Annotated in this window: 17 protein-coding genes, 3 tRNA genes and 5 pseudogenes; 6 read left to right on the forward strand and 19 right to left on the reverse strand. The window is 71.7% G+C overall.

All coding sequences use genetic code 11. The annotated features are described in order from the left end of the window. Positions 1-40: 40 nt before the first annotated feature. The 5 genes from SLV14N_RS19125 to SLV14N_RS19145 form a co-directional block, all read right to left on the reverse strand. Complete coding sequence (locus tag SLV14N_RS19125; RefSeq protein WP_208682186.1) at positions 41-1,600, reverse strand: MFS transporter; 1,560 nt, start codon at positions 1,598-1,600, stop codon at positions 41-43. Between the two features lie 308 nt (positions 1,601-1,908). Then, the gene (locus SLV14N_RS19130; RefSeq protein WP_263270303.1) at positions 1,909-4,224 is read right to left on the reverse strand and encodes a glycosyltransferase family 39 protein; all 2,316 of its coding nucleotides are present in this window, start codon (positions 4,222-4,224) and stop codon (positions 1,909-1,911) included. Then, entirely contained in the window at positions 4,221-5,540 is a 1,320-nt protein-coding gene (locus tag SLV14N_RS19135) for a bifunctional glycosyltransferase family 2/GtrA family protein (RefSeq protein ID WP_208682187.1), read from the reverse strand. Before SLV14N_RS19135 ends, SLV14N_RS19130 begins: the two co-directional genes overlap by 4 nt. 295 nt (positions 5,541-5,835) lie before the next feature. Next, the gene (locus SLV14N_RS19140; RefSeq protein ID WP_208682188.1) at positions 5,836-7,473 is read right to left on the reverse strand and encodes a cell wall metabolism sensor histidine kinase WalK; all 1,638 of its coding nucleotides are present in this window, start codon (positions 7,471-7,473) and stop codon (positions 5,836-5,838) included. 93 nt (positions 7,474-7,566) lie between these two features. Continuing rightward, the gene (locus SLV14N_RS19145) at positions 7,567-8,322 is read right to left on the reverse strand and encodes a response regulator transcription factor (protein ID WP_269470895.1); all 756 of its coding nucleotides are present in this window, start codon (positions 8,320-8,322) and stop codon (positions 7,567-7,569) included. 607 nt (positions 8,323-8,929) lie between these two features. On the opposite strand from SLV14N_RS19145, the gene SLV14N_RS19150 reads away from it, so the two are divergent. Continuing rightward, positions 8,930-9,472, forward strand: a complete 543-nt coding sequence (locus tag SLV14N_RS19150) for an NADPH-dependent FMN reductase (protein WP_208682189.1) — start codon at positions 8,930-8,932, stop codon at positions 9,470-9,472. A gap of 134 nt (positions 9,473-9,606) precedes the next feature. On the opposite strand, the gene SLV14N_RS19155 is transcribed toward SLV14N_RS19150, so the two are convergent. The 3 genes from SLV14N_RS19155 to SLV14N_RS19165 all read right to left on the reverse strand — a co-directional run bounded on the left by SLV14N_RS19155 (position 9,607) and on the right by SLV14N_RS19165 (position 13,299). Next, entirely contained in the window at positions 9,607-10,482 is an 876-nt protein-coding gene (locus tag SLV14N_RS19155) for an amidohydrolase family protein (RefSeq protein ID WP_208682190.1), read from the reverse strand. Between the two features lie 532 nt (positions 10,483-11,014). Beyond that, a complete protein-coding gene (locus SLV14N_RS19160) occupies positions 11,015-12,019 on the reverse strand; it encodes a DUF2797 domain-containing protein (RefSeq protein WP_259670415.1) in 1,005 nt (334 codons plus the stop codon). A gap of 260 nt (positions 12,020-12,279) precedes the next feature. Continuing rightward, entirely contained in the window at positions 12,280-13,299 is a 1,020-nt protein-coding gene (locus SLV14N_RS19165) for a GlxA family transcriptional regulator (protein WP_208687976.1), read from the reverse strand. 125 nt (positions 13,300-13,424) lie between these two features. Here SLV14N_RS19165 and SLV14N_RS19170 point away from each other — a divergent pair, with 125 nt between their 5' ends. Continuing rightward, a complete protein-coding gene (locus SLV14N_RS19170; RefSeq protein WP_208682192.1) occupies positions 13,425-14,225 on the forward strand; it encodes an NAD(P)H-dependent oxidoreductase in 801 nt (266 codons plus the stop codon). Positions 14,226-14,286: 61 nt separating this feature from the next. Here the strand turns inward: SLV14N_RS19170 and SLV14N_RS19175 are convergent. After that, positions 14,287-14,360: transfer RNA gene (locus SLV14N_RS19175), tRNA-Met, on the reverse strand. A gap of 124 nt (positions 14,361-14,484) precedes the next feature. Between SLV14N_RS19175 and SLV14N_RS19180 the strand changes: the two genes are divergently transcribed. Further along, positions 14,485-15,222 carry a hypothetical protein gene (locus SLV14N_RS19180; protein WP_259670416.1) on the forward strand — a complete coding sequence of 246 codons (738 nt, stop codon included), beginning with the start codon at positions 14,485-14,487 and terminating at the stop codon, positions 15,220-15,222. Positions 15,223-15,410: 188 nt separating this feature from the next. Here SLV14N_RS19180 and SLV14N_RS19185 read toward each other — a convergent pair. The 5 genes and pseudogenes from SLV14N_RS19185 to SLV14N_RS19205 all read right to left on the reverse strand — a co-directional run. After that, a pseudogene (locus SLV14N_RS19185) lies at positions 15,411-15,605 on the reverse strand (hypothetical protein); the annotation flags it as partial. A 90-nt stretch (positions 15,606-15,695) separates the two neighbouring features. After that, a pseudogene (locus SLV14N_RS19190) lies at positions 15,696-15,899 on the reverse strand (hypothetical protein); the annotation flags it as partial. Positions 15,900-15,923: 24 nt separating this feature from the next. After that, positions 15,924-16,109 (reverse strand): annotated as a pseudogene (locus SLV14N_RS19195) (hypothetical protein); the annotation flags it as partial. Between the two features lie 306 nt (positions 16,110-16,415). Continuing rightward, a pseudogene (locus SLV14N_RS19200) lies at positions 16,416-17,087 on the reverse strand (caspase domain-containing protein); the annotation flags it as partial. 2 nt (positions 17,088-17,089) lie between these two features. Continuing rightward, positions 17,090-17,656, reverse strand: coding sequence for a hypothetical protein (locus SLV14N_RS19205; RefSeq protein WP_259670417.1), 567 nt, complete (start codon positions 17,654-17,656; stop codon positions 17,090-17,092). A 195-nt stretch (positions 17,657-17,851) separates the two neighbouring features. Between SLV14N_RS19205 and SLV14N_RS19210 the strand changes: the two genes are divergently transcribed. After that, positions 17,852-18,058, forward strand: coding sequence for a hypothetical protein (locus SLV14N_RS19210; protein WP_208682194.1), 207 nt, complete (start codon positions 17,852-17,854; stop codon positions 18,056-18,058). Positions 18,059-18,151: 93 nt separating this feature from the next. On the opposite strand, the gene SLV14N_RS19215 is transcribed toward SLV14N_RS19210, so the two are convergent. After that, positions 18,152-18,847 (reverse strand): PepSY domain-containing protein, encoded by a 696-nt coding sequence (locus tag SLV14N_RS19215; protein WP_259670418.1) that lies wholly within the window; start codon positions 18,845-18,847, stop codon positions 18,152-18,154. Between the two features lie 797 nt (positions 18,848-19,644). Continuing rightward, entirely contained in the window at positions 19,645-20,691 is a 1,047-nt protein-coding gene (locus SLV14N_RS19220) for a hypothetical protein (protein ID WP_263270304.1), read from the reverse strand. A gap of 255 nt (positions 20,692-20,946) precedes the next feature. Between SLV14N_RS19220 and SLV14N_RS19225 the strand changes: the two are divergent. Beyond that, positions 20,947-21,627 (forward strand): annotated as a pseudogene (locus SLV14N_RS19225) (site-specific integrase); the annotation flags it as partial. 78 nt (positions 21,628-21,705) lie between these two features. On the opposite strand, the gene SLV14N_RS19230 reads toward SLV14N_RS19225, so the two are convergent. From SLV14N_RS19230 to SLV14N_RS19240, 3 genes are all read right to left on the reverse strand, one after another. After that, positions 21,706-21,778: transfer RNA gene (locus SLV14N_RS19230), tRNA-Arg, on the reverse strand. 407 nt (positions 21,779-22,185) lie between these two features. Next, positions 22,186-22,308, reverse strand: coding sequence for a hypothetical protein (locus tag SLV14N_RS38825; protein WP_317633712.1), 123 nt, complete (start codon positions 22,306-22,308; stop codon positions 22,186-22,188). 716 nt (positions 22,309-23,024) lie between these two features. Next, positions 23,025-23,115, reverse strand: a tRNA-Ser gene (locus tag SLV14N_RS19240). 240 nt (positions 23,116-23,355) lie between these two features. Between SLV14N_RS19240 and SLV14N_RS38830 the strand changes: the two genes are divergently transcribed. Continuing rightward, the gene (locus tag SLV14N_RS38830; protein ID WP_317633713.1) at positions 23,356-24,186 is read left to right on the forward strand and encodes an SSI family serine proteinase inhibitor; all 831 of its coding nucleotides are present in this window, start codon (positions 23,356-23,358) and stop codon (positions 24,184-24,186) included. Positions 24,187-24,360 lie beyond the last annotated feature (174 nt).

Below are 24,360 nucleotides of genomic sequence, written 5' to 3' on the forward strand. Positions count from 1 at the left end.
CCGTGTGTACGTGCCGTTCACGATCACGTACCCGACGATGCTATTCCGCCGCGGCGGCCGCCGGTTCCGCACCGGAGGGCGTGGCAGGCGCCTCGGTGTCCTGGCCGGTGCGCTCCGCCCGGCGCAGCAGTACGGCGGCGACCAGCCCGCCGAGGAACACCGCGGCCGCGCCGACCAGCTGGCTGGTGCCGATTCCGGCGGCGAAGGCGTCATGGACGGCCGTGCGTTCGGCGTCCGTACGGGTCCTGGCGAGCGCCGCGGGCAGTGAGCCGGCGCCCGCGGCGACCAGCGGAAGAAGCGCGACGAAGCGGGAGTTGAGGACCGCGCCGAGGACGGCGACGCCGAGCCCCTGGCCGAACTCCATCAGGGTGCCGTTGACGCCCGCCCCCACTCCGGCCTTGGCCGGCGGGATCGCGGACATGATGGCGTTGGCCATCGTCGGCATGGCGAGCGCGACACCGACACCCATCACGATCAGGCCGGTCAGCATGCCGCCATAGCTCTCGCCGCCGAGCAGGGAGATCGCGGCGAGGCCGGCCGCGAGCAGCGACATCCCCGACACGATCATTCCGGGGGTGCCGAGCCGGGGCAGCAGACGCGCGCTCACGCCGGTGAAGTTGAGCAGGATGACGGTGACGGCGAGCGGCGCCATCCGCAGCCCGGCGTCCAACGGTCCGTAACCGAGGACCAGTTGCAGATGCTGGGTGAGCAGGAACATCGAGCCGCCCATCCCGAAGGCGACGAGGATGCCGCCGGAGACGGCCCCGATGAAGCGGCGGTTGCGGAAGAAGTGCATGTCCAGCATCGGATACGGGACACGCAGCTCCCACAGCGCGAAGACGGCGAGGCCGACGAGGCCGATGGCGGCGGAGACCAGCACCCGGCCGGACAGCCAGCCGGTGACCGGCCCGGAGATGATCGCGAAGACCACTCCGACCATGCCGATCATGGACAGCAGGGCACCCAGGAGGTCCGGCCGCTCACCCGCGCGGCTCTTGGACTCCGGGACGAGAGTGAGGACGGCGGCCAGCGCCACCATCGCGACGGGGAGGTTGACCAGGAACAGCGAACCCCACCAGTAGTGGTCGAGCAGCACCCCGCCGATCAGCGGTCCGGCGGCGAAGCCGAGGGAGTTGACCGAGCTCCAGATGCCGATGGCCTTGGGGCGCTCGTCGTCGTCGAAGATCTGCATGACGACGGCGAGGGTGGTGGTCATCAGCAGCGCGCCGCCGACGCCCATCCCGGCGCGGGCGGCGATCAGCTGACCGGGCGACTGGGCGAGCGCCGCGCCGAGCGACGCGACCCCGAAGAGCACCAGGCCGACGGCGAGCATCTTCTTGCGGCCGTAGCGATCCGCGGAATTGCCCGCAGTGAGCAGCAGGCCCGACTGGACCAGCGAATACGCGTTGATCATCCACTGGACGTCGGCGGTGCTGGCGCCCAGGTCCTCGGTGAGGGAGGGGATGGCGACGTTGAGGACGGTGTTGTCGAGGATGACCGTCAGCTGGGCGAGGCAGATGACGGCGAGGATCAGCCAGCGGGCGGCGGTCCGGCCCGGCGGCTGGAGTGTGGTGGTGGCGTCGGAGGCCACAGGGGACATACGGGCTCCCTGGACGGTGTGAGCGGATGACATACACCGTACAGGGAGTCTTATACGCCGTACATTTTGTTTTCGGCCGTCCGGTGGGGCGGGGGGAAGCGGGGGCGGATTCGGCTGCGCCGGCGGGGGCGTGCATGCCGGTCGGGGGCGCGGCTTCCGGTCCGGGTGATGCCTCCCGTCCGGGGCGCGCCTGCCGGCCTTCCCGTCCGGGCCGCGCCTGCCGGCCTTCCGGTCCGGGGCGCGTCTGCCGGCCTTCCCGTCCGGGGCGCGCCTCGCGGGGCGCGCCCCTCCGGATCACACCTCCTCGGTCACACCTTCCGGGTCAGGTCGTAGAAGGTGGCGCTGCCGACCGTGACCTTCCGGAAGGTCTTCGCCACCCAGGACGTGATCTCCGACGAGCCGCCCCGGCCGCCACCGGGGCCGCCCTGCCCGCCTGCGAGGAAGTAGTGGATCTTCCCGTCCGCGGCGTACTCCTTGAACCGGGCGAGAGTCGGCGACGGGTCGCTCCCGTTGAAGCCGCCGATCGCCATCACCGGCTTGCCGGTGGCGAGTTGGTAGCTCGCCGCGTTCTGGGAGCCGATCGCCGCGGCGGCCCAGGTGTAGTCGTCCGCGTCCTTCTCCAGCAGCGCCTTGGCCCGGTCGCTCACCTTGCTGCCGTTGAGCAGCCCGCCCATGCCGCGCATCCGGCCGGCACCGCCCTCGCCGAAGCCGCCCCGGCCGCCGGGGAAGCCCGGCCGGGCGCCCGGCCGCCCCTGGGCACCCGGCGAGGGGAACGGCCCCTGCTTCCCGGCCTGCCCATTGCCCTGATTGCCGCCCGGAGCCCGGCCCTGGCCGCCTTGGCCGCCCTGGCCGGGGGGAAGGGCCTGGCCGGCGGCCCCGCCCTGGCCTGCGCCCGGTGCGCCGCCCATACGGCCGGGCATCCGGCCGCCCGGGAAGCCGCCGGGGCCGCCCATACCGCCCCGTACCGAGGGACCGGCCGTGATGATCGAGCCGCCCTTGGCCGTGTTGACCGTATTGAGCGTGTACGCGACCGGACCGGCCAGCGCCGTCACCACCGCGAGCCCGGCCGCGAGCACCACGACCCGCCGGCTCGCCCGTAGCGTCACTCCGCCCGGTGCCGGCGCCCGGCCGGGTGCCGGCACTCCGTCCCCTCCCGGCACGCCCTCGGCCGTCGCTGCTTCCTTACGAGCCTTACGAGCCTTACGAGCCGCCCCTCCTTCCCACACGGGCAGCAGCAGGCCCAGCGCCGCCAGGAGACCGAGCGCCGCCACCGTCCAGCGCAGCCACGGCAGCCAGTCCGGCGACCGGTTCAGCAGCACGAACGACCATCCGGCGGTCACCGCCACCGTCCCGGCCAGGACGAGCGCGGCGGGCCGCCCGCCGCGCCGCCACAGCAGCGCCGCCCCCATCCCGACCAGCGCCGCGATGTACGGGGCCAGCGCGATGTTGTAGTACTGATGGAAGATCCCGGACATGAAGCTGAAGGTCGTGAAGGTCATCAGCAGCGCACCGCCCCAGACCAGGAACTCCGCCCGCTGACCGGCCTGTTCGGCGGCGACCGCCCGCCGCGCCCGCCACAGCACCGCCACCCCCGCGACCAGCAGGATCAGCGCCGCGGGCAGCAGCCACGAGATCTGCCCGCCCATGTCGGACGAGAACAGCCGGGTGATTCCGGTCTCCCCCCAGCCGCCACCGTCGCCACCGGGACGGCCACCGCCCCCGCCGACGCTGCCGGTCTCGTTGCCGCTGATCCGCCCGAAGCCGTTGTAGCCGAAGGTCAGCTCCAGAAAGCTGTTGGTCTGCGAGCCGCCGATGTACGGGCGCGAGGCCGCCGGCCACAGCTCGACGATCGCCACCCACCAGCCGCCGGACACCACGAGCGCCAGCCCGGCGAGCAGCAGTTGGCCGAACCGGCGGCGCACCGCCACCGGCGCACAGCAGGCATGGACCACGGCGAGCGGCGGCAGGATCAGCCACGCCTGCAGCGTCTTGGTGAGAAACCCGAGCCCGAAGCAGACCCCGGCCAGCACCAGCCACTTCGTCCGGCCCTCCTCCAGGGACCGCAGGACACAGGCGACCGCACCCACCATCAGCAGGCACAGCAGCGCATCGGGGTTGTTGAACCGGAACATCAGCGCCGCGACCGGCGTCACCGCCAGCACCGCGCCCGCCAGCAGCCCGGCGCCCGCACCGAACCGTCGCCGTACGGCCCCGTGGAGCAGCCCGACCGTCGCCACCCCCATCAGCGCCTCGGGCACCAGGATCGCCCAGGAGCTGAGCCCGAAGAGCCGTACGGACAGCGCCATCGGCCACAGCGCGGCCGGCGGCTTGTCGACGGTGATGGAGTTCGCCGCGTCGGACGCACCGAAGAAGAAGGCCTTCCAGCTCTCACTGCCGGCCTGTACGGCGGCCGAGTAGAACTGGTTGGCATACCCGGAGGCGGACAGGCTCCAGAGGTACAGAACCGCCGTGACCAGCAACAACGCCAGCAAAGCGGGCCGCGCCCAGCGCGCTGTCGGCTCCGGTGCCACGGGCGCCGGGAGAGCGGTGACCGACGCCGGCGGACCCTCCGGTGAGGTGGACGGCAACTGGGCCGGGGGGCCGGGCCGGTGCTGCGGGGTCATCGCGTGCTCCTGGGGAGATCGTTCCGGTCGTGCGAGGGGTACGGCGGGGTGGCGAGGTCGTCCCGGCCCGCGCGGTCCGGGAAGACCCAGGCGCGGAAGAGCAGAAACCGCAGCACCGTCGCCGCGAGGTTGGCGGACACCAGCACCGCGAGTTCGGTGCCGTGCGAGGGCGTGCCGCTGGCGGCGTCGAGGGCCGCGAGCGAGCCGCTGGTCAGCACCAGCCCGATGGCGAAGACCACCAGCCCCTGGGCCTGATGACGGACCGCCCGGTCCCGGCCCCGTACCCCGAACGTCAGCCGCCGGTTGGCGGCCGTATTGGCGACCGCCGACAGCAACAGCGCCGTCGCATTGGCCAGTTGGGCGCCCGTTCCGAGACGGAAGAGGGAGTAGAGACCGAGATAGAGCAGCGTGCTCAGCCCGCCGACGGCACAGAAGCCGACCAGCTGACGGGCCAGCCCGCCGGGCACCCCGGACAGCTCACGGTCCCGCGGATCGTCCCCGAACGGCCGGGCGAGCCGGTCCAGCGGCAGCGCGCCGGTCGCCAGCGCCCGCCCCACCCGCCAGACGCCCTTGAGGTCGTCGGTGGCCGTCCGCACGAGCCGCACGGTGCTGTGGGGGTCGTCGACCCAGTCCACCGGCACCTCGTGGATCCGCAGCCCGGCCCGCTCCGCGAGCACCAGCAGCTCGGTGTCGAAGAACCACCCGGTGTCCTCGACCATCGGCAGCAGCCGCTCGGCGACCTCGCCGCGGATGGCCTTGAACCCGCACTGCGCATCGGAGAACCGTGCGGCCAGCGACCCCCGCAGAATGAGGTTGTACATCCGCGAGATGAACTCCCGCTTCGGCCCGCGCACCACCCGTGCGCCACGGCGGAGCCGGGAGCCGATCGCCAGATCCGAGTGCCCGGAGATCAGCGGCGCCACCAGCGGCAGCAGCGCGTTGAGGTCGGTGGACAGATCGACGTCCATATAGGCCAGCACCGGCGCCTCGGACAGCGACCACACGGTGCGCAGCGCCCGCCCGCGCCCCTTCTGCTCCAGCCGTACCGCGGTGACCTCTTCGAGCGCATCGTCGAGCCGGGCGGCGACCTCCGGCGTCCGGTCCGTGCTCGCGTTGTCGGCGATGGTGATCCGGAACCCGTACGGGAAGGTGCGGGCGAGGTGCTCACGCAGCCGCCGCACGCAGGGCTCCAGGTCGCGCTCCTCGTTGTAGACCGGGATCACCACATCGAGAACGGTCGCGATCTGGCCGAGCCGCAGATGCTCGCGCGGTGGCAGGGAGCCCAGCGGTGTGCCGGGCGGCTGTGTCGTCGTCATGCGACGACATTCGCCACCCCCGCTGTCATGGCGGTGTGCTGAGCCTGTGGCCGGGCTGTGAGCCTGCCTGTGAGTCCGCGGAGGGTAGCGTGACCTGGGGATTCTTGGGCGCGGGCGGGGGCGGGGACGGGCCCGCGGGCGAGGGCGCGGGTTCGGCCGGGCGGCGGGGGGTGCGGCTGGGTCGGTGGGCGGTGCGGGGGGAGTGGACGGTGCGGCCGGGGCGGCCGGGGCGGTGCGGCCGGGGCGGTGCGGCCGTGGCGGTGGGCGGTGCGGCCTGGTCAGCGGGCGGTGCGTCCTAGTCGGCGGATGGTGTCGCCCGGCCGGCGGACGGTGCCTCCCCGCCGACGGGCCGTGCCTCCCGGCCCATGACCGGCGGCTTCCGGCCCGCCGCATCCCACACCGCCGAGGTGGCCGCCGCCGTCGCATTGGCCACCGCGGTCGCATCGTCTGCCACCGTCGCATTGGCCGCCGCCGTCGGCAGCGTCACCGTGAAGACCGTCCGTCCCGGCACACTGCCGACCCCGACCGTGCCGCCGTGCGCGGCCACGACCGCCTGCACGATGGCGAGGCCGAGCCCCGTACTGCCGGCGGCGCGCGAACGCGAGGCATCACCGCGGGCGAAGCGCTCGAAGACATGCGGGAGCAGGGCCGCCGGAATCCCCGGCCCGTCGTCCTCCACCTCCAGCTGGACGCCCCCCTGGCGACCGGCGGCAGCGCCTGCGGCGGCACGTACCCGCGCGGTCACCGTCGTCCCCTCCGGCGTATGCGTACGGGCATTGGCCAGCAGATTCACCAGGATCTGGTGCAGCCGTCCCGCATCGCCGTACACCACCGCCGGCTCCTCGGGCAGCTCCAGCCGCCACCGCTGCCCGGCCCCGGCCACCCGCGCATCGCTCACCGCATCGATCACCAGCGGCGACAGATCGGTGCGCTCATACGCGAGCGGGCGCCCGGAGTCGAGCCGGGCGAGCAGCAGCAGGTCCTCCACCAGCCCCGTCATCCGCTCCGCCTCCGACTCGATTCGCCCCAGGGCGTGCCGGGTCTCCGGTCCCGGCTGCTCCCGCCCGCGGCGGGTCAGCTCGGCGTAGCCCCGGATCGACGCGAGCGGGGTACGCAGCTCATGGCTGGCGTCGGCGACGAACTGCCGTACCCGCGTCTCGCTCTCCTGACGGGCCGCGAGCGCCGAACCGACATGGCCCAGCATCCAGTTGAGCGCCGCACCGACCTGCCCCACTTCCGTACGCCCGTCCGACTCGGACGCCGGGACCCGGACATGCAGTGCCACCTCGCCCTGATGGAGCGGGAGTTCGGAGACCCGGGTGGCGGTCGCGGCGACCCGGCGCAGCGGGCGTAGCGCGATCCCGACCATGGCGGACCCCGCGATCCCGGCCGCGACCAGACCGGCGACCGTCACACACGCCTCGATGAGGACGAGCGTGCCGACCGTCTTCTGCACGGAGTCGAGCGGCAGGCCGAGCACCAGGCTGCCGTCCTTGGCGGACTCCACCCGGTAGGACCCGAGTCCGGGCAGTTCGGCGGTGTGCGACCGGCCGTCCCGCGGCACCTTCTTCAGCGCCGCGACCTGCGCTCGGGTCAGACCCGCCAGCCGCTCGGACAGCGGGCCGCTCGGGTTGTCCAGCTTCGCCCCGGCCTCGACGGTTCCTCCGGGCCCGACCCGCGCCCCCACCGCGCCAAGGGGCTGACCACCCATCGCCACAAAGTCCAGGTTGCCCGGCACAGGGCTCGGTTCATGGGGCCGCGGGAGCTGGGCCCGTACCACGAACTCGTGCACCTTCCCGTCCAACTGCCGCTGCATATAGGAGTGCAGCGCAATGGCAGTCACCGTCCCGATGACCGCCCCGACGACGGCGATCAGCGCCACCGCGGACACCACGAGCCGGGTCCGGAGCGACCAGCGGCGGGGGGTGGTCACGGGGGCCGGGGAGGTCGTGGGGGCCGGGGAGGTCGTGGGGCCTGGGGAGGGTGCCGTTGACGGAGGTGCGGGGGGCTTCCCGCTCACGGCCCGTTACCCACCCGGCTTGATCAGATAGCCCGCGCCCCGGCGGGTGTGAATCATCGGCGCCCGCCCCGCGTCGATCTTCCGCCGCAGATACGAGATATACAGCTCCACGACATTGGCCTGACCGCCGAAGTCATAGCTCCAGACCCGGTCGAGGATCTGGGTCTTGCTCAGCACCCGCCGCGGATTGCGCATCAGATAGCGCAGCAGCTCGAACTCGGTGGCCGTCAGATGGATCTCCTGGCCGTCCCGCCACACCTCGTGGCTGTCCTCGTCGAGCACCAGATCCCCCACCGTCAGCCGCGATGCGCTCCGCGCGGCGGCCGCCCCGGCCCGGCGCAGCAGCCCCCGCAGCCGGGCGACCACCTCTTCCAGGCTGAACGGCTTGGTGACGTAGTCGTCGCCGCCCGCCGTCAGTCCGGCGATCCGGTCCTCGACCGCGTCCTTGGCGGTGAGGAACAGCACCGGCACATCCGGCAGTTCACGCCGCAGCCGGCCGAGCACCGTCAGCCCGTCCATGTCCGGCAGCATCACATCGAGCAGCACCGCATCCGGCCGCCAACTACGGGCGCAGCGCAACGCACCGGCGCCGTCCCCCTCCGCGCGGATGTCCCAGCCCTCGTAGCGCAGCGCGAGCGACAGCAGATCGGCGAGCGAGGACTCATCGTCCACGACCAGCACCCGCACGGGGCTGCCGTCGGCCCGCAACAGCTCCGGCTGCTTCCCTGGCGCGCCGCTGGAGGACGACGCCGGAGCCGGCATACGGAACGACACTGAGGACGAGGAAGTCACGGTCATGCCCGGAGCCTGACCCGCCCCTGTGAGAGCTCCCTTGCGCCTTTCTGTGAATCTCCTGAGAAAGCCCCGTGTGCCTCTCCCCCTCCCCGGGCCCCCGCCCCGCCCCACCCCTGCCCACCACCACCAGCCAACGGCCAACCACCCGCCGCCAGTCGCTAACCGCTAGCGGGCACCCGGCCCGCCGCCTGCCGCCGTCCAGCGCCGCCCCTCCCCCCGAGGCGGCCCGCCCCCCTGCCGGACTTCCCCCCCGCCCCCGACCGAGCCAGTCCCCCCGTCCCCGTCCCCGTCCCCGTCAGCCGCGGGCCGTGGGCTGTGGGCCGTGGGCCGACCTGGGCCGCCCCCCGCGCGGCCCAGGTCGATCACCACTTCTTAAGCATCGCACCTGCCACTGACAATCGGCCTGACCTGCACGTTCGTTGGTTCCCCTGACCCCATGCCAAACCCCCGCGGACGCCCTCCGCGAGACCCTCCCCGCCCCTCCGGTGCGCCCGCCCCGCCCCCACCAGTGCGTCCATCCCGCCCCGTCCGGTGCGTCCATCCCGCCCCGCCCCGGACCACGTACTGTCGCTCCATGAGACTCCTCGCCCTCTCCGGCAGTCTGCGTGCGCGCTCCTCCAACGGTGCGGTGCTGCGCTCCGCTCTCACCTTCTGGGACGGCCCGGCCGCCACCGCGGACATCGCCGCGCTCCCGCACTTCAACCCTGACCTGGACGGCGAGGACGCCACACCCCCCGCCCCGGTCGCCGCCCTGCGCACCGCCGTTGCGAGCGCCGACGCCCTGCTCCTCGTCAGCCCCGAATACGCGCACGGTGTCCCCGGTTTCCTCAAGAACGCCCTCGATTGGCTGGTCAGCAGCGGCGAATGCGTCGGCAAACCGGTCGCGGTGATCACCGCCTCACCGTTCCCCACCGGCGGTGACCACGCCAACGCCCAACTGCGCGAGGTCCTGCGGATGGTGTCCGGCGAGGTCGTGGCGTCGGCCTGCCGTGAAATCCCCGCTATCGGCCCGAAGATCGACCCCGCTACGGAACGTGTGTCGGACGAGGCCACCCTCGCCGATCTGGGCGTGGCCCTGTCTCATCTGGCCGCGGCCGCGGCCCCACCCGCACCCTGAAGTTCCCGTCCTGCACCTACTGAGCGGCTTTCAACTCCTCCATCGCGCACGCCACCTTGAACATGAGGCGTCCACCACAGCCCTCCCACCCCTCACGGCACCCTGAAGGAGGCCCGCACAGCCCGCCGCCCCGCTCACACGCCGAACAACCGCGCCGCGTTCCCGTAACAGACCCCGCGCAGCCAGTCCTCCCCCAGCTCCAGCCCGGCGAGCACCTCCAGCGCATGCGCGTACCCGTAGGGGATGTTGGGAAAATCGCTGCCGAACAGCACCCGTTCACCGAGGTCCATGAGCCGGCCTCGTTCCGCCCGCGGGAACGGCGCGATCCGCTCGGCGAAGTCCGTGAACGACATGGTCGTATCGAGATACACGCCCGGATAGCGCTGTGCGAGGTCCAGGAAGTCGGCGTACTCCGGCATCCCCATGTGCGCGACGATCAGCCGCAGTTGGGGGTGGCGGGCCAGCAGCCGTGCGATCGGCTCGGGTCCGGTGTGCTTGCCCGGGGCCGGGCCCGAGCCGCAGTGGATGACGACCGGCACCCCGGCCTCCGCGAGCGCTCCCCATACGGGGTCGAGCAGCACATCGGCCGGGTCGTACCCGCCCACCTGCACATGGGCCTTGAAGACCCGCGCCCCGTCGGCGAGTTCGGCACGCACATACTCCGCGGCGCCGTCCTCCGGGAAGAATGTCGCGGTCCGCAGACAGTCGGGCGTACGGGACGCGAAGTCGGCCGCCCAGCCGTTCAGCCACTGCGCCATCCCCGGCTTGTGCGGATAGATCATCGAGGTGAAGGCACGTACGCCGAAGCCGCGCAGCACCGCCAGCCGCTCGTCCTCCTCGAACCGGTACGTGATCGGCCACGCCCGGCCCACCAGCGGCCCGGCCGAGTCGAAGTACGCCCAGACCTTCGCCATCACCCGCTCGGGCATGAAGTGCGTATGCACATCGATCAGCCCCGGCAGCCCCAACTCCCGCCAGAACGCGCCGACCCGCTCATCACCCTCCGCCACGCCGGGCCCCTCCCTTACGGTTCGACCACTACGGCCTCGCCCCTACGGCCCCGACCGGCACGGCCCGACCCATCGCAGATATCCGGATCCGACGCCTCCCTGCCGAACGCGCCCCCGGCACACGGCACCCAACACCGGCAACCGGCAACGGAGCAACCCGGCACCCCGGAGGGCCGCCCGGCCCGTGTGGCCCGCGCACCCGTGTGGCCCACACACCCGTATGGCCCGCGCGCCGCATGACAAGCGCCCGTATGTCCCGCCCGCTCATACGACCAGCGCGCCCGCATGCCCACGCACCCGCATGTCCCACGGACCCGTTTCGCCCACGCAGCGGCCCGCTGAGCCCACCAGCCCACCCTCTACCTGCACCCTGGCATCCAAACGCCCCCGCCCGGCCCGGAACAACCCCTCTCAGCCCCTTTCCGCGCAACGCCGACCGCACCACCAGCCCCGAAGGGCCCCGAAGGACCCCGGCAAGGGCCCCGGCAAGCCGGACAATGCCGGCCCGGCAGATGCCCCCCATGCAGCCACCTCAGAACAACCCCTCCTGGCCCCCCTTCCCCTCCCGCTCCCCCGCCCCGCGCGCCGCGGCCCGCACCGGCACCGTCGTCGCCTCTCCCACGGCGGGCCCCAGCACCCACCCCGACAACAGCCGCGCATCCATCACCGCCACCACACCGGCAACCCCACCAGCTCCAGCACCCCTCTCCCGCTCCCCGGCCCCGGTACCGGCACCGGCCTCAACCCCGGCCCCGGCCAACCGCAGATACACATCGGCCCCCACCCCGGTCAGCACCTCCCCCACGATCTCCGCCCCGGGCGTCATCCCGCCCAGCTCCGCCACCTCACCCGGAATCCGGTCCAGCCCGAACAGCTCCGTATGGTCGGCACAGGCGAACTCCACCGGTTCGAGCGTCTCCGGCCAGCCCGGCAATTCCCGTGCTGTGCGATGCAGTTGAGCCAGCTCGGCGGCCCGCTCCGGCACCGGGGGCAGCGCCCCGCGCGCCGCTCGCTTGGCCGCCTTCGCAAACCGGTCGGGCACCGACAGCGCACTCCCCAGCAGCGCCTCCGCCCGCCGCGCCGCCATCAGGGGCCCCCGCCCCAGCCATGCGTACGCCACCGCCCCCTGCTCCACCAGCCGGGCCGGACCGCGCTCAGCGGCCGTGATCCCCACCTTGAGGAGACCGGGACCGAAGTACGCGAGATAGACGCCGTACGGACGCGGATCGTCGGCCATGGTGTCCGCGGCCACCGAACGCGACCGGTCCAACTGGGCGCACCGCGCACACTGATCCTTGGCACTCGCACCGTCGAGCACCGCACTGTACGGGCACACGATCCAGCGGCCGGCCCGCCGCACCCCCAGACACAGCCGCTCGCCCTGCGCGGCGAAGGCCAGCCGCTTGCCCGCGGGGAGCAGGCTCACCCGCTCCTCGCCCCGCTCGGCGCAATGCCAGCCGAGCCGCTGTCCGAACCGCCCCTCCGGCCCCGACCCCGGCCCGCCGCCCGACCAGCGCGGTCCCGTACATCGCCACACACCGCCAGCGTACGACCACCCACTGACAACCCCACCCGCCCGCACCCGGCACCGCCACGCCCCTCAGCCCCCAGCCCCCGGCTCTCCGGCTCTCCGGCTCTCCGGCTCTCCGCGACAGCTCGGGACCCACACCCACCCGGGTCCCGCGCCCCCAAGCACCATCCCCCGCCCCACCAACGAGCCCCCACGGGCCGGGCCACCACCGCCCCGCCCACCCCCTCAGGCCACCGCCCCCTCAGACCGCCAACTCCCCTCTCCCCTCAAGCCGCCAGCCCGCCCCCACCCCCCGGCCCCCGAAACGTGCTCCGATACGCCCGCGGCGACACCCCCAACGCCGACTGCAGATGCTGACGCAGCGAGGCCGCCGTCCCGAAGCCCGCCTCCGCCGCGATCCGGTCCACCGTCAGATCCGTCTCCTCCAGCAACTGCCGGGCCCGCTCGATCCGTTGCTGCGTCAGCCACTGGAGCGGCGAGATGCCGACCTCCTCCCGGAACCGCCGGGTGAAGGTCCGTACGCTCATCGACTCCCGCGCCGCCAGCTCCCGCAGGCTCAGCGGCCGGTCCAGATGCTCCAGCGCCCAGGCCCGCGCCGCCCCCGTGGACGAGATCTGCGGCTCCGGCATCGGCCGCCGGATGTACTGTGCCTGCCCGCCCTCCCGGTGTGGCGGCACTACCGTCCGCCGCGCCACATCGTTGGCCACCGCCGCACCGTGGTCGCACCGGACCATGTGCAGACACAGATCGATCCCGGAGGCGACCCCGGCTGCCGTCAGCACCTCGCCCTCGTCCGTGTACAGCACCTCCGCATCCAGCTCGACGGCCGGGAACAACCGGCGGAAGTCGTCCACCGACCGCCAGTGTGTAGTTGCCCGCCGCCCGTCCAGCAGCCCGGCCGCGGCCAGCACGAACGCCCCCGTGCAGATCGACGCGATCCGGACCCCGGGCCGGATCCGGCCCAGCGCCTCGGCCATCGCCGGCCTCAGCCGACCGGCACTCCGCTCCGCACCCAGGTCGTAGTCCGTCCCGGACGCCGGTACGACCACGGTGTCGGCCTCCGCCAGCGCCTCCGGCCCGTGCGCGACATTCACCGTGAAGTCCGTGTCCGTCCGCACCTCACCGGGCTCCAACGCGCAGGTCACCAGCTCGTACAGCGGCTCGCCGTCCGCCGACCGGGCCTCCCCGAAGATCCGGTGCACGATGCCCACCTCGATCGGCAGCATCCCGTCCCGCACCAGCACCGCCACCCGGTGCCGCCGCCCGCTCCCCGGTACGGCACGCATCCGCCCGGACCCACCACTACCGCCATGACTGCTCCCGCTCTCCACTCCACCCATGGCCCGATCCTTGCACACTATGGCCATCGGGCCACTCGTACGGGGCACCGCCCCCGCGGAGAGTGGACTGCATGAAGGTCCTCTGGCTGTTCGCCCACCCCGACCAGCGCTCCCTGAGCGGCGCCCTCAAGGCCGAGGGTCTCCGTGCCCTCGACGCCCAGGGCCACCAGCACCGCGTCTCCGACCTGTACGCCATGAAGTGGAACCCGGTGGTCGACGCCGCCGACTACGACCACGACCCGGCCGATCGCCTGCTCGTCGGCGAGGCCTCGGAACTCGCCTACACAGACGGCCACTTGGCCCCCGACATCCGCGCCGAACAGCACAAGCTCGCCTGGGCCGACACCTTGATCATCCAGTTCCCCCTCTGGTGGTACGGAATGCCGGCCATCCTCAAGGGCTGGTTCGACCGGGTCTTCGTCAAGGGCTTCGCCTTCGGCATCACCGACCCCGCCACCGGCCGCCCCCAGCGCTACGGCGACGGCAAACTCGCCGGCAAGCGCGCCATGGTCATCACCACCGCGGGCGCCCGCGCCGCCACCCTCGGCCCGCGCGGTGTCAACGGAGACCTCAACGACCTCCTCTTCCCCCTCCAGCACGGCACCCTCTGGTACACCGGGATCTCCGTCGTCCCGCCCCTCCTGGTCCCCGGCGCGGACCGCATGACCCCCACCGCCTACGCGACCGCCGCCACCCGACTGCGCGAGCGCCTTCGCACCCTCCCCACCACCGAGCCGCTCCCGTTCCGCCACCAGAACAGCAGCGACTACGACGACGAGCTGCTCCTCCACCCCGACCTGGCCCAGCTGCCCCCGCCGCGCACCGGCCCGGCCGCCCACTACACGGCCCCGCCGCCACCGGTCCACGGATGAACCGCACGCACAAAAAGCCGTAGGCCCAGTGGAAGTGATTCCACTGGGCCTACGGCGTCAGTAGCGGGGACAGGATTTGAACCTGCGACCTCTGGGTTATGAGCCCAGCGAGCTACCGAGCTGCTCCACCCCGCGTCGGTGAAATGAACACTACGCGACTCCCCGGTCAATGCCTAATCGTTTCTCCGACCGTCACCCCACCGACCCCCAACTACCGCCTGGCACACGGTGGTTGGCCCGCCCTTGCAAAACTGACCCCATGACGTCGACACACCCCACACAGCCCACACGCCTCACAGACCCCACCGCACCCACCCGTCCGGAAGGCCGCACCCAGCTGATTGCGGTGGCCGGCAACAGCCCGGGGGTCGGCAAGTCGACCCTCTGTCGCTCCCTGGCCGACTGGATGAGGAGCACCGGAGCCACCGTCGACCACTTCCAGGAGGCCGACATCCTCACCCGTCCCGCCTTCCGACCCGTGGCCGAGGAGTTCGCCGGCGGCGCCCACAGCGTCCGCCCCGAGACCCTGATCGCCGCCACCCGCGCCTACGTCACCGAGTCCCGCGCCGCCGGTATCGACGTCCTGGTCACCGACGCCCTGATCCCCTTCGTCCCGTCCCTGGTGGCCTGGGGCCACGACGAGCCCGCCATCGCCCGGTTCCTGCGCGAGTTGGCCACCGCCGTCGAACCGGCCCGGGTGACCGTGGTCTACGTGGCGGACGACCCCGCGACCGCACTCCGGCGCGCCGTCGACCGCGAGGGCCCCGACTGGGAGAACTGGTATCTCACCAAGCTCTCCGGCTCCCCTGGGACCCGCTCCGTCCACGACTTCCCCTCGGCCGTAGCCCACCTGCGCCACGAAACCGCCCTGACCCACCGCCTGCTCGCCGCCACCCCCTGGCACGTCCTCACCGTGGACGTCGCCGACCTCGACGCCCTCCGCACGGCCCAGCACGTCCGCGACCACCTGACCGCCGTCTTGGACGTCACAGGCTGACGACGCACGCCCCTGCCGATGGGCCCTGCCACGGGGCACCCGCACCCCTCAGCCACCCACCAGACGTCGCGGCCGCAGCAGCGGTCGCAGTGGCTCACACTCGCGGCACCCAGGCGTCCCCCGCGCTCCGGGGTGCGGGCCCACTCAAGCACCGACGATCAGCCCCGTGCCCGCCCAAGCACCGACGATCAGCCCCGCTGGATTCCCTCGGTGTCGAGCAGCAACCCCCGGCGGCCGTCCGCGGACTGCGCGAGGATCGCCGGTCCCCGCTGCTCGACGGCGAGGTACCAGGTCCCCGGTATCAGCTCCGCCACCGGCTCCAGGGAGCCGTCCTCACGCACCATCTCGCGGGCCACCGGGACCGCGAACCAGAACGGCTGGAAGCCCGGCTCCGGCGAGGCCGCCACGGCCCCGGCCAGACGTTTGGCCTTGCGCAGGGTCTGCCGGGCATGGCTCTCCGCCACGTCGCTGCCCCCGTGCTGCATTCCGTCCGTCTCGAACAGCAGCCCTCTGCGACCGTCCTCGGTCTGCACCACGAGGGCCCCTTCGCTCTGCCCGACGGCGAGGTACCAGAGCCCCGGCGCCAGCTCCGCCACCGGCTCCGGGGAACCGTCCTCGCTCAGCATCTCGCGGGCCACCGGGACCGCGAACCAGAACGGCTCGAAGCCCGGCTCCCCGGCCGCCCCGTGGTCCACGTAGAACCCGCGCTCGATCCCGTCCGCGTCGAGCAACAGCCCCCTACAACCGTCCTCGGTCTGCACGACGAGAGCCTTGCCCCGCTGCTCGACGGCGAGGTACCAGATCCCCGGCACCAGTTCCCCCGTCGGCTCCAGGGAGCCGTCCTGGCCCATGAGCGGACGGGATACCGGGACGGCGAACCAGAACGGCTGGACCTCCCGGTCGGGGGCGGCGGCGAGGGCGTTCGCCAGCCGCTGCGCGGTCTCCACCGTCTGCAGGGCTCGGCGCTCCGCCTCCTGACGCAGCACCTCGGTCTCCACGCGTAACAGCTCCGCGCGCCGCTCCATCTCCGCGATCCGCTTCTCGGCTTCACTCCGCCGGGAAGCAAGGCTCTCCACATCGGCCAGGGACGGCGGCACGGCGGCCCCCTCCGATACGGCCCCCTCCGGTACGGCCCGGTTGCGGGCGATCGCAATACGGCCTCCGGTATTGCGATTGCGCTGCTGGGGCACCGGCCGGGACCTGCTCGCCAGCCGCCCGCGAAGATGCCGGTAGAGGGTGTCCATGTCCAGCGGATCCGGCCGGTCCGGAACGCCCTCGGTCAGCGTCGTGATCAGCTCACCGGTGAACGCCGTGTACGTCTCCCCGGGCGGGGACAGCGCCGGCCGGGTCTCGGCGGAGGCCGTCAGCAGGCAGGTCCCCTCGACAACGGCCTGGTCCGCGATGTGCTCGCTGGCGCTCATCTTCCCGAGCAGGGCACGTCCGCTGTAACAGCAGTCGAGGATCACCACCGTCCGCCGGGCACCCGCCTGCGGATCCAGCACCGCCCGGCGCAGATACTCGTACCGCAGCGAGGTGTACTCGCGTTCGCGGTCCGAATCGGGCAGGGCGAGATAGAGCTCGTCGGTGTGCAGGTCCGTGAGACCGTGCCCGGCGTAGTAGACGAGCAGGGTGTCCCGGGCCGTGCGGGCCCGCTCCCGCACCGTGTCGAGCACCTGCCCGGCACTATTCGGCTGCGAGAGCACCGTGCACGCCTCGGGAGGCAGCCCCCACACCGCGGGATCGGTCAGCGCCTTCCGCAGCCCCACCAGATTCCGGGCGACCGCGGGCAGCTTCTCCAGGTTGACGTAGTCATGCACGCCCACCAATACGGCCTCCGAGCGGGCCGGGTCCGACAAGAGGGCCACGGCTACTCGCTGTCTGTGTCCGCCGGTGCCGGAGCGGGCGCACCGCTCTCGTTCCAGACCCGCAGAATCCGCTCGACCGTCTCGGGAGAGCCGTCCTGCACGGTCACCACCACACCGTCCCGTTCAAGCCGGATCTGCGGCGGACGGGGGCGCGAGCCCCGCCAGGTGGCCACTGCGGTGATCAGGCTGCCCAGAGCAATGCTGTTGGCGAGCACGACATTGACGATGTCCAGCGCCCCGCCCATGTGCCCCGGCTCCGGCCGCCTCGGCCCGAGGGACACCTCCACCTGACCACGCAGCTCGGGCTCGGCCACCAGCCAGCGGTACAAGGACGCCGCCGACTCCGCGAGCCCGGCCTCCTCGGCATCCGCCGCGCCCCCTCCGAACGACAGGTTGACCTCCACCCGCTCCGGCCCCTTCCGTCGCCGCCGCTCCAGGCCCACATCATAGAAGCGCACCTCCCCGGCCACCGGGTTTTCCACAGGCCCGGCCACCCCCTTCCCGACCCGCGCGACGCCCCGCCCGAAACCACCCAGCGGCACCCCGGCACCGCACAAGAACACACCCACAACGCCAAGTTGACTGCCAGCCAGGCACGGTCACCCAGTCACCCCCGCCCCGACCCACTGCACGCACCACCAGCGATCAGCAAGTCCCGCCGTGCACCTCAAGTCTGGCTCAGACCGCTACACGCTCGCCCGGCCTTCCGTGCCCTCGAAGTACTCGAAGTACTCGAAGTACAGGGCACTACGAACGGAGGACCGATGAAGACCCCCCTCAGCCGTCTGGCCTCCCGCACGGCCTCCTTCCTGCTGCACGGACGGCGCCCCCGGCTCGACCACGCCGAATCCCACCGAGCCGCCCGGCCCAACCAACACGCAGGCCTGATCGACCACTACCAACCCTGCCGTACGGCACGCCGAAGCCCCCGCCCGGATGACCCGGCGGGGGCTTCGGCCTTCTGTGCGTGACGACATCAGCGGGATTCAGGGGGTGGCTCAGTGACAAGTTGTTGTCGCATCACCCTCGAAGTAACGGGCTTCAGCCAGGCATCTGGTCCCTGATCAGTCGTCGTCGCCGTCGTCGCCGTCGTTGTCGCCCTGGTCGTCCTGGTCGACGTGCTGGTTGAGGACCTTGCCGCTGGCCGCGTCGATGGTGACGTCGTGGCTCTTGTGGTCCTTGCCGAGGACGTCGACCTCCCAGACGGTGGAGCCGTTGCGGTCGTTGTCGTCGAGGCTGTAGGAGACGACGGTGCCGGGCACCGCCTTCAAGGCCTTGTCGGTGGCCTTGTCGTGGCCGATCTTGTCGCCCTTGAGCAGAGCCTGGGTCTCGGCGGCGTCCTGGGCGGCGTCGTCGTCACGGTCGGTGTGCTTGTTCAGTACCTTGCCGTTGCCGGCATCGATGGTGACGTCGTGGCTCTTGTGGTCCTTGCCGAAGACGTCGACCTCCCAGATGAGGGAGCCGTTGCGGTCCGCGTTGTCGAGTTCGGCAGAGGTCGCGGTGCCGGGGACGGCCTGGAGAGCCTTGGCGGTGGCCTCGGACTGGCTGATCTTGTCGGCCTTGACCTGCGCGCGGTCCTTGGCGGTGTCGTCCAGGTGGCGCTCGTTCTGGGAGAGCTGGACCGAGGACTGCGGGGCCGGGCCGCCGTCGTCGTCCGCGAAGGCGGTCGCGGCACCCGTGCCGCCGATCAGTGCGACAGCGGCAGCCGTGGCGAGGACGACGGCGCGGGGGGTGAGCGTGCGCTTGGCGGTGGCCTTCATGAGGACGTTCCTCCGGATCGTGTCGCGGTTTCGTTCCGTCGGCGGGCCCTGTCGCGCCCTTCCGACATTCACCACAGTGCCGCCCCGAACCTGAACACAACCTGAAGCCCTGAAGCCCTCTTCAGGCCCCGGCCCCAAACCCCCCGCCGCCTCCCGACCGAACCACAGGAGCGTGGACACAGCGCCCAACAACACGTACTGCCCCGGCCGGCGACGGTGACCTCAGCGGGCCGGAGGACCACGACGCCACGGCCGGTGTTCCGGTAGCCGTCTTACTCCGCCCGCTGGAGGCATTGCCATCAACCACTGCCGTCACAAGAAACACCAGAAGCCCCGCCGATTCCTCGCCGACTGTGGCTGTCGGTAGGCATCGCCCCGTACTCGATCGGACAGGGCAGCGCAATCGACGAGGGTCACGACCCACGTCGGTACAGCCGCAAACTACGTCGATGCGGGTGCCCCGGCTCGACGAAGTTCGCCCACGCCGTGTCAGCCATTCGATTCGCACGACCCCCTACAGCCATCTGAATAACAGGCATACCAGACGCACTTCCATAAATTCCCGCATGTAGCTTCGATTCGCCGGCGCGACCAATCGGCACAAAGAGATTCGGGGGAAGTCGTGACTTATAGCAGGAGCCGTTGCCAAGCTGCGTGATGTCCACGTGGACGGGGCACGAGGGCCATTCGGTCGGTGTAGACGTCGTAATCCACACCGAACCCGGAAGGCCCTCACCCGTTCAAGATCCCGCAGCCGAAACCGGCCTCACCGTCCACAACCACCCCGGACAGAACAGCTAGTTGTGCGTCATGACGGCACTGGGAGCCTCACCGTTCTGTGCCTGCTGGGCGCGGGCCGTCGTAGTCGCGGCGAAGGATTGGAGGATGCGCAGGTCCGTACCGCCGGCGCCGTTGTCCAGCATGACGACATTGATGACGACCGTCCCCACCCGGACCGCCGCGAACGCGCCGGTCGCCTCGGTGATACCGGGCGTCGGACTGTTGGCCCATTCGACCGCGGCGGATTCGTCTCCGCCGACGTTCGACATGGCCACCGGCTTCGGCGTGGACCCGAAGTCCGCGTTCTGCCGCTTGATTTCGGCGTATCCGGCGGTAGCGGCTCCGACGCTCTTGTAGGTCACCACCTCGATCTGCGCCTGGTCGAAGTCGAAGCCCGGGGTGTAGGAAGTCTGGACGTCGAGCAGCGAGTCCTTGCACATCGCACGCCCCTTTCCACACTTCACCTCTTTGGGATTTCCCGCCCGCACGCTCCAGCCGGTCGGCAGGCTGTCCAGGCCGGGAAAGATCTTCTTGGCCAGCGCTGCGTCCTTGATGGCCATCTCAGAGTTTCCGGACCCGGCTCCGCCCTGTTCGAGGGAACCGTCGCCGTTGAAGAGCCGCACCCCGCCATAGAGCCCCAGGGCCACCAGCGCGACCAGCACGAGAGCCGCGGCGAGCAGGGAGAAACGGACATTGCGGGTATTGCTGATGCTCACACCCGCCATGGAGATGATGGGCCGGCCCCGTACCGGGCTGTTGGCGAACGAGATGCCCGCATTGATGCGTGGCTCGGACGCGGGCGGAGGACCAACCAGAGCCAGGGCAATCCGCTCGGCGAATTGCGGGTCAGCGGCCACCTCCGCCTCGATCACGTTCCTCAGTTCCGCGACGGCCGCCGGGTCGGTGGGGCTGGTGTCGACGGTGCTGATCGCCGTACGGCCCCGATCGGTCGTCCCGAGGCGATCGCGCACGATCGTCGACACGGTCTGGCCCACCTCGGCCCCGACCACTGCGGCTGTTCCGCTCGCCATCTGCGTGAGGATCGCTAACACCTGTTCGACCATGAGTCGCCCCCCGGTAGCCGCACCAGCAAGGGCTTCATTGTCGCCGTCGGCACGCTAACCGCGGAGGCGTATCGCCAATCTCGTGGCCACCTGCCACCGCACCAGGCACCGCACATGTGCCGCTCGCGCCGCACGGGTTCCCGCCACCCAACGGTGAGAGCCGAAACCAACCTCCAGCCGGGCCGGGGCCCTACTAGCCGCTGAGCTGTAGAGGTGACCGTCTTCAGGAACTGGCCAACAAGGAAGAGGAGATCGGGAAGAACGGTGGCCTCCCTGGTGAAGGTGCCCAAGCCGCGTCGCCGCCGCATCAAGCCGTGGCCGGTCGCCGAGGCCGGCAAGTTCCTCGCTGACGGGGCTGCCCACGAAGATCCCCTGTTCGCGGCATGGGTCCTCGTGCTGTGCCTCGGGCTCCGCCGCGGGGAGGTGCTGGGCCTCACCTGGAAGTCGATCGACTTCGAGGCGGGCGAGCTGTACGTAGAACACCAGATCCAGCGGGCGGGGCGTCAGATCCTCCACCGGGAGACCAAGACCGAGGAGTCGGACGACTTCCTGCCACTGCCGGCGCTCTGCCTCAAAGCCCTCCGGATGCGACACGCTCAGCAGATCGGGGACCGGAAAGCGTCCGGTGATCTCTGGCAGGACAGTCACGGGCTGGTCTTCACGACGAAGTACGGCACCCCGATCGAGCCGGGGAACCTGACGCGGATGTTCGCTCTCCGTGCCCGCCGCGCCGGCCTCGGGGTCATTCCGCTGCGGAACACCCGGCACACCTGCAGCTCGCTCCTGGTCGCCCTCGGCGTGCACCCCAAGGTGGCTCAGCGCATCCTGCGGCACTCGCAGATCGCGATGACGAGGGAGGTCTATGCCGAGGCGAGTGAGGAAGAGGTCCGCTCGGCCCTGGGCAAGCTCTCCGAAGCGATGGGTGGCACCGGCTGACCCGGTTGCTGTACTTCGCTGCTGTACGCCACGACAAAGCCCCCGTCCGGATTACCCGGCGGGGGCTTTGACCTGCTGTGCGCTCGGCAGGATTCGAACCTGCAACCTTCTGATCCGTAGTCAGATGCTCTATCCGTTAAGCTACGAGCGCTTGGCTTTCCGGCGGTTTTTCTTGCCGGTCGGCGTTGCGGGAACAACATTACATGACCTGCGCCGTGAGGCGAAATCCATTGCCCGTAGCACCTCTGACCTGGGGAAACGCCCTTGTGGCGGGGGTTTCGGGGGCACTCGGGCCAGGGGAAGCCCTCGATGATCCGGACGAAGTTCGGGCGGGTGTAGCCCTCTTCGGAGCGGTCCAGGGCATCGGTCTTCACATTGCCGAACGTGATCCGGGGGCGGTGGGTCAGGCCGGCGTGGAAGGCGTGGAGGATCCGGCGGTTGAAGTCGGGGCGCGGGTGGGTGGCGACGATGGCGTCGCGGGTTTCCGTGGGGAGGGTGTCGCAGCCGATTTCGCGACGCCGAATTCGTCGCCGGCTGTGACGCGCGCCACTTCTGAGGTCAGGTGCGGGCCTCATCGGCGCCGTCCAGCTCGAAGCGAAGCTGAGAGGTGCGGAACTTCCCGGGGAGGCCGAGGTCGTGGAAGAGGGCTCCCGCGTAGAGCAGCTCCGGGTCGACGTCCAAGCCGTGGTGGCGGCCGTGGCGGGCGCCGAGGAGGTTGACGTGGCGGGAGTGGTGGTAGATCAGGTCGTCGGCGACGTCGCGGTTGAGTTCGGTGGCTTCCCGGCCAGTCGGCGCGCGGTCCGGCGGACGGCGCCGCCCGTGCGCCGCCCGGCGTGCGTACCTCCGTCGACGTGACCGGCGAAGGTGCCGCCGGTGTGAACCGCGGAGGGCCGGTCGGGTGACCGGCGCGGGCGGCGCGGGCGGCGCGGGCGGCGCGGGGACAGGCGACAGGGGGCAGGCGACACCGAGGACTGGGGCCGGGCGGCGCGGGGGTGCGGAGGGCGTGGGGCCAGGTGGCACCGACACCGAGGGCTGAGCAGGCCGCCGGGCGTGGGGCCGGCCGCCGGGCGTGGGGCCAGCCGCCAGGCGTGGGGCTAGCCGCCGGGTCGCCGAGCCTGGGACCGGACACCGGACACCGGACACCAGATCCCCGAGCCTGGCGCCGGACACCAGATCTTCGGGCCTGGTGCCGGACACCGGATCACCGAGCCTGGGACCAGACACCGGATCACCGGATCATCGGGAAGCTCAATCGCCCCGCCGCCACTCGCCCACACCACCCAGCCGCCCGACCGCTGCCCCGCCCCCAGCAAGGGACCAGATGGCGCACACCGGCAGAACCCCGGAAAGCGTTCAGGCCCCGGTCTGGTGGAGACCGGGGCCTGAACGAAGAGGAGCGGAGGCGGAGGGATTTGAACCCTCGATGGGGGGTAAACCCCAAACCGCATTAGCAGTGCGGCGCCATAGACCGGACTAGGCGACGCCTCCACACACCCCACGCGCGCATGCACGCTGTGGCGTGTCCAGATAATGGCACAGCCTCAAGGGCTGTCACCAATCGCCCCCTACGGTACTAGGCGCGTGGGCCACCCGGCAAAGACGTTCCTGCAGCGCAACGTCGGGGGCGGCGGCGCGTTAGAGGTGTCGGGGCCGCGACGGCATGCGTTGTCGTGCGCCCCCGGCGTGTACGTACCGCGTACCGCCCCGCACTCGCCTCTGGAGCCTGTGATGCCGTACCGCCGGACGTCGTCCCTCTTCACCGCGGCCGCCACCGCCGCCAGCACGGCCGTAGCCCGTCTCTCCACCACCGCCGCCAGCACGGCCGTGAACCGCCTCTTGGACACCCCTGCCACCTCCGCCACCACGGCCGTGGCCCGTCTCTCCGCCGCCGCTGCCACCACCGCCGCCGTGTCCGTCGTCTCCGCCGCCACCGCGCTGGCCCTGGCGGCGCCCGCCGCGTCGGCCGCCCCGATCCCGCTGCCGCACGTCCGGTCCGGCGACGGCATCACCGGCGTCGGCAACCACGCCCCGGCCGCCCAACCCAGCCCAGCGGGCCACCACGCCTCAGCCGCCCGGCCCGCGCCGGCAGGCCACCACGCCCCCGCCACACAGCCCGGCCCGGCAGGCAACGACGCCCCGGCCGGGCAACGTGGCCCCGCCGCTCAGCCCGCCCCCGCCAGCCACCGCCCGCCGACCCGCCAGGGCGCCCCGGCCCCGGACCTCTCCTCCGTCGATCACCTCACGCTCACCGTCCGCGGCACCGGCTCGGCGGCCACCGACGGCACCTTCGAGCTGTACTGCCACCCCGCACGCGGCAACCACCCCAACGCCAAGAAGGCCTGCAAGAAGCTGGACGGGATGACGCGGTGGGGCCGGGACCCCTTCGCCCCCGTGCCGCAGGGCGTGAACTGCACGATGATTTACGGGGGCCCGGCCACCGCCCATGTCACCGGGACCTGGGCGGGGCGCCCCGTCAACGCGGACTTCCGACGCACCAATGGGTGTGAGATCAGCCGCTGGAGCAGCTTCGAACCCCTGCTCCCTTCGACGAGTTCATGACCCGGTTCATGCCGTAGTAGCGGGCCAGGTCAGGACGATGGGGCACATGTCGGGCGTGCGGCGAGTCGCACAGGGCCGTGGCATTACCTCCTCGTCATCCGCCTCCGCGTCCCGGGCAAGTGCCCGTAGACTCCATTCCAGCGACCTGCCACGGTGGGTCGGCAAGGTGCGGTA

Source organism: Streptomyces sp. Je 1-4 4N24, from assembly GCF_026239515.1.
Lineage (GTDB): Bacteria > Actinomycetota > Actinomycetes > Streptomycetales > Streptomycetaceae > Streptomyces > Streptomyces nigrescens.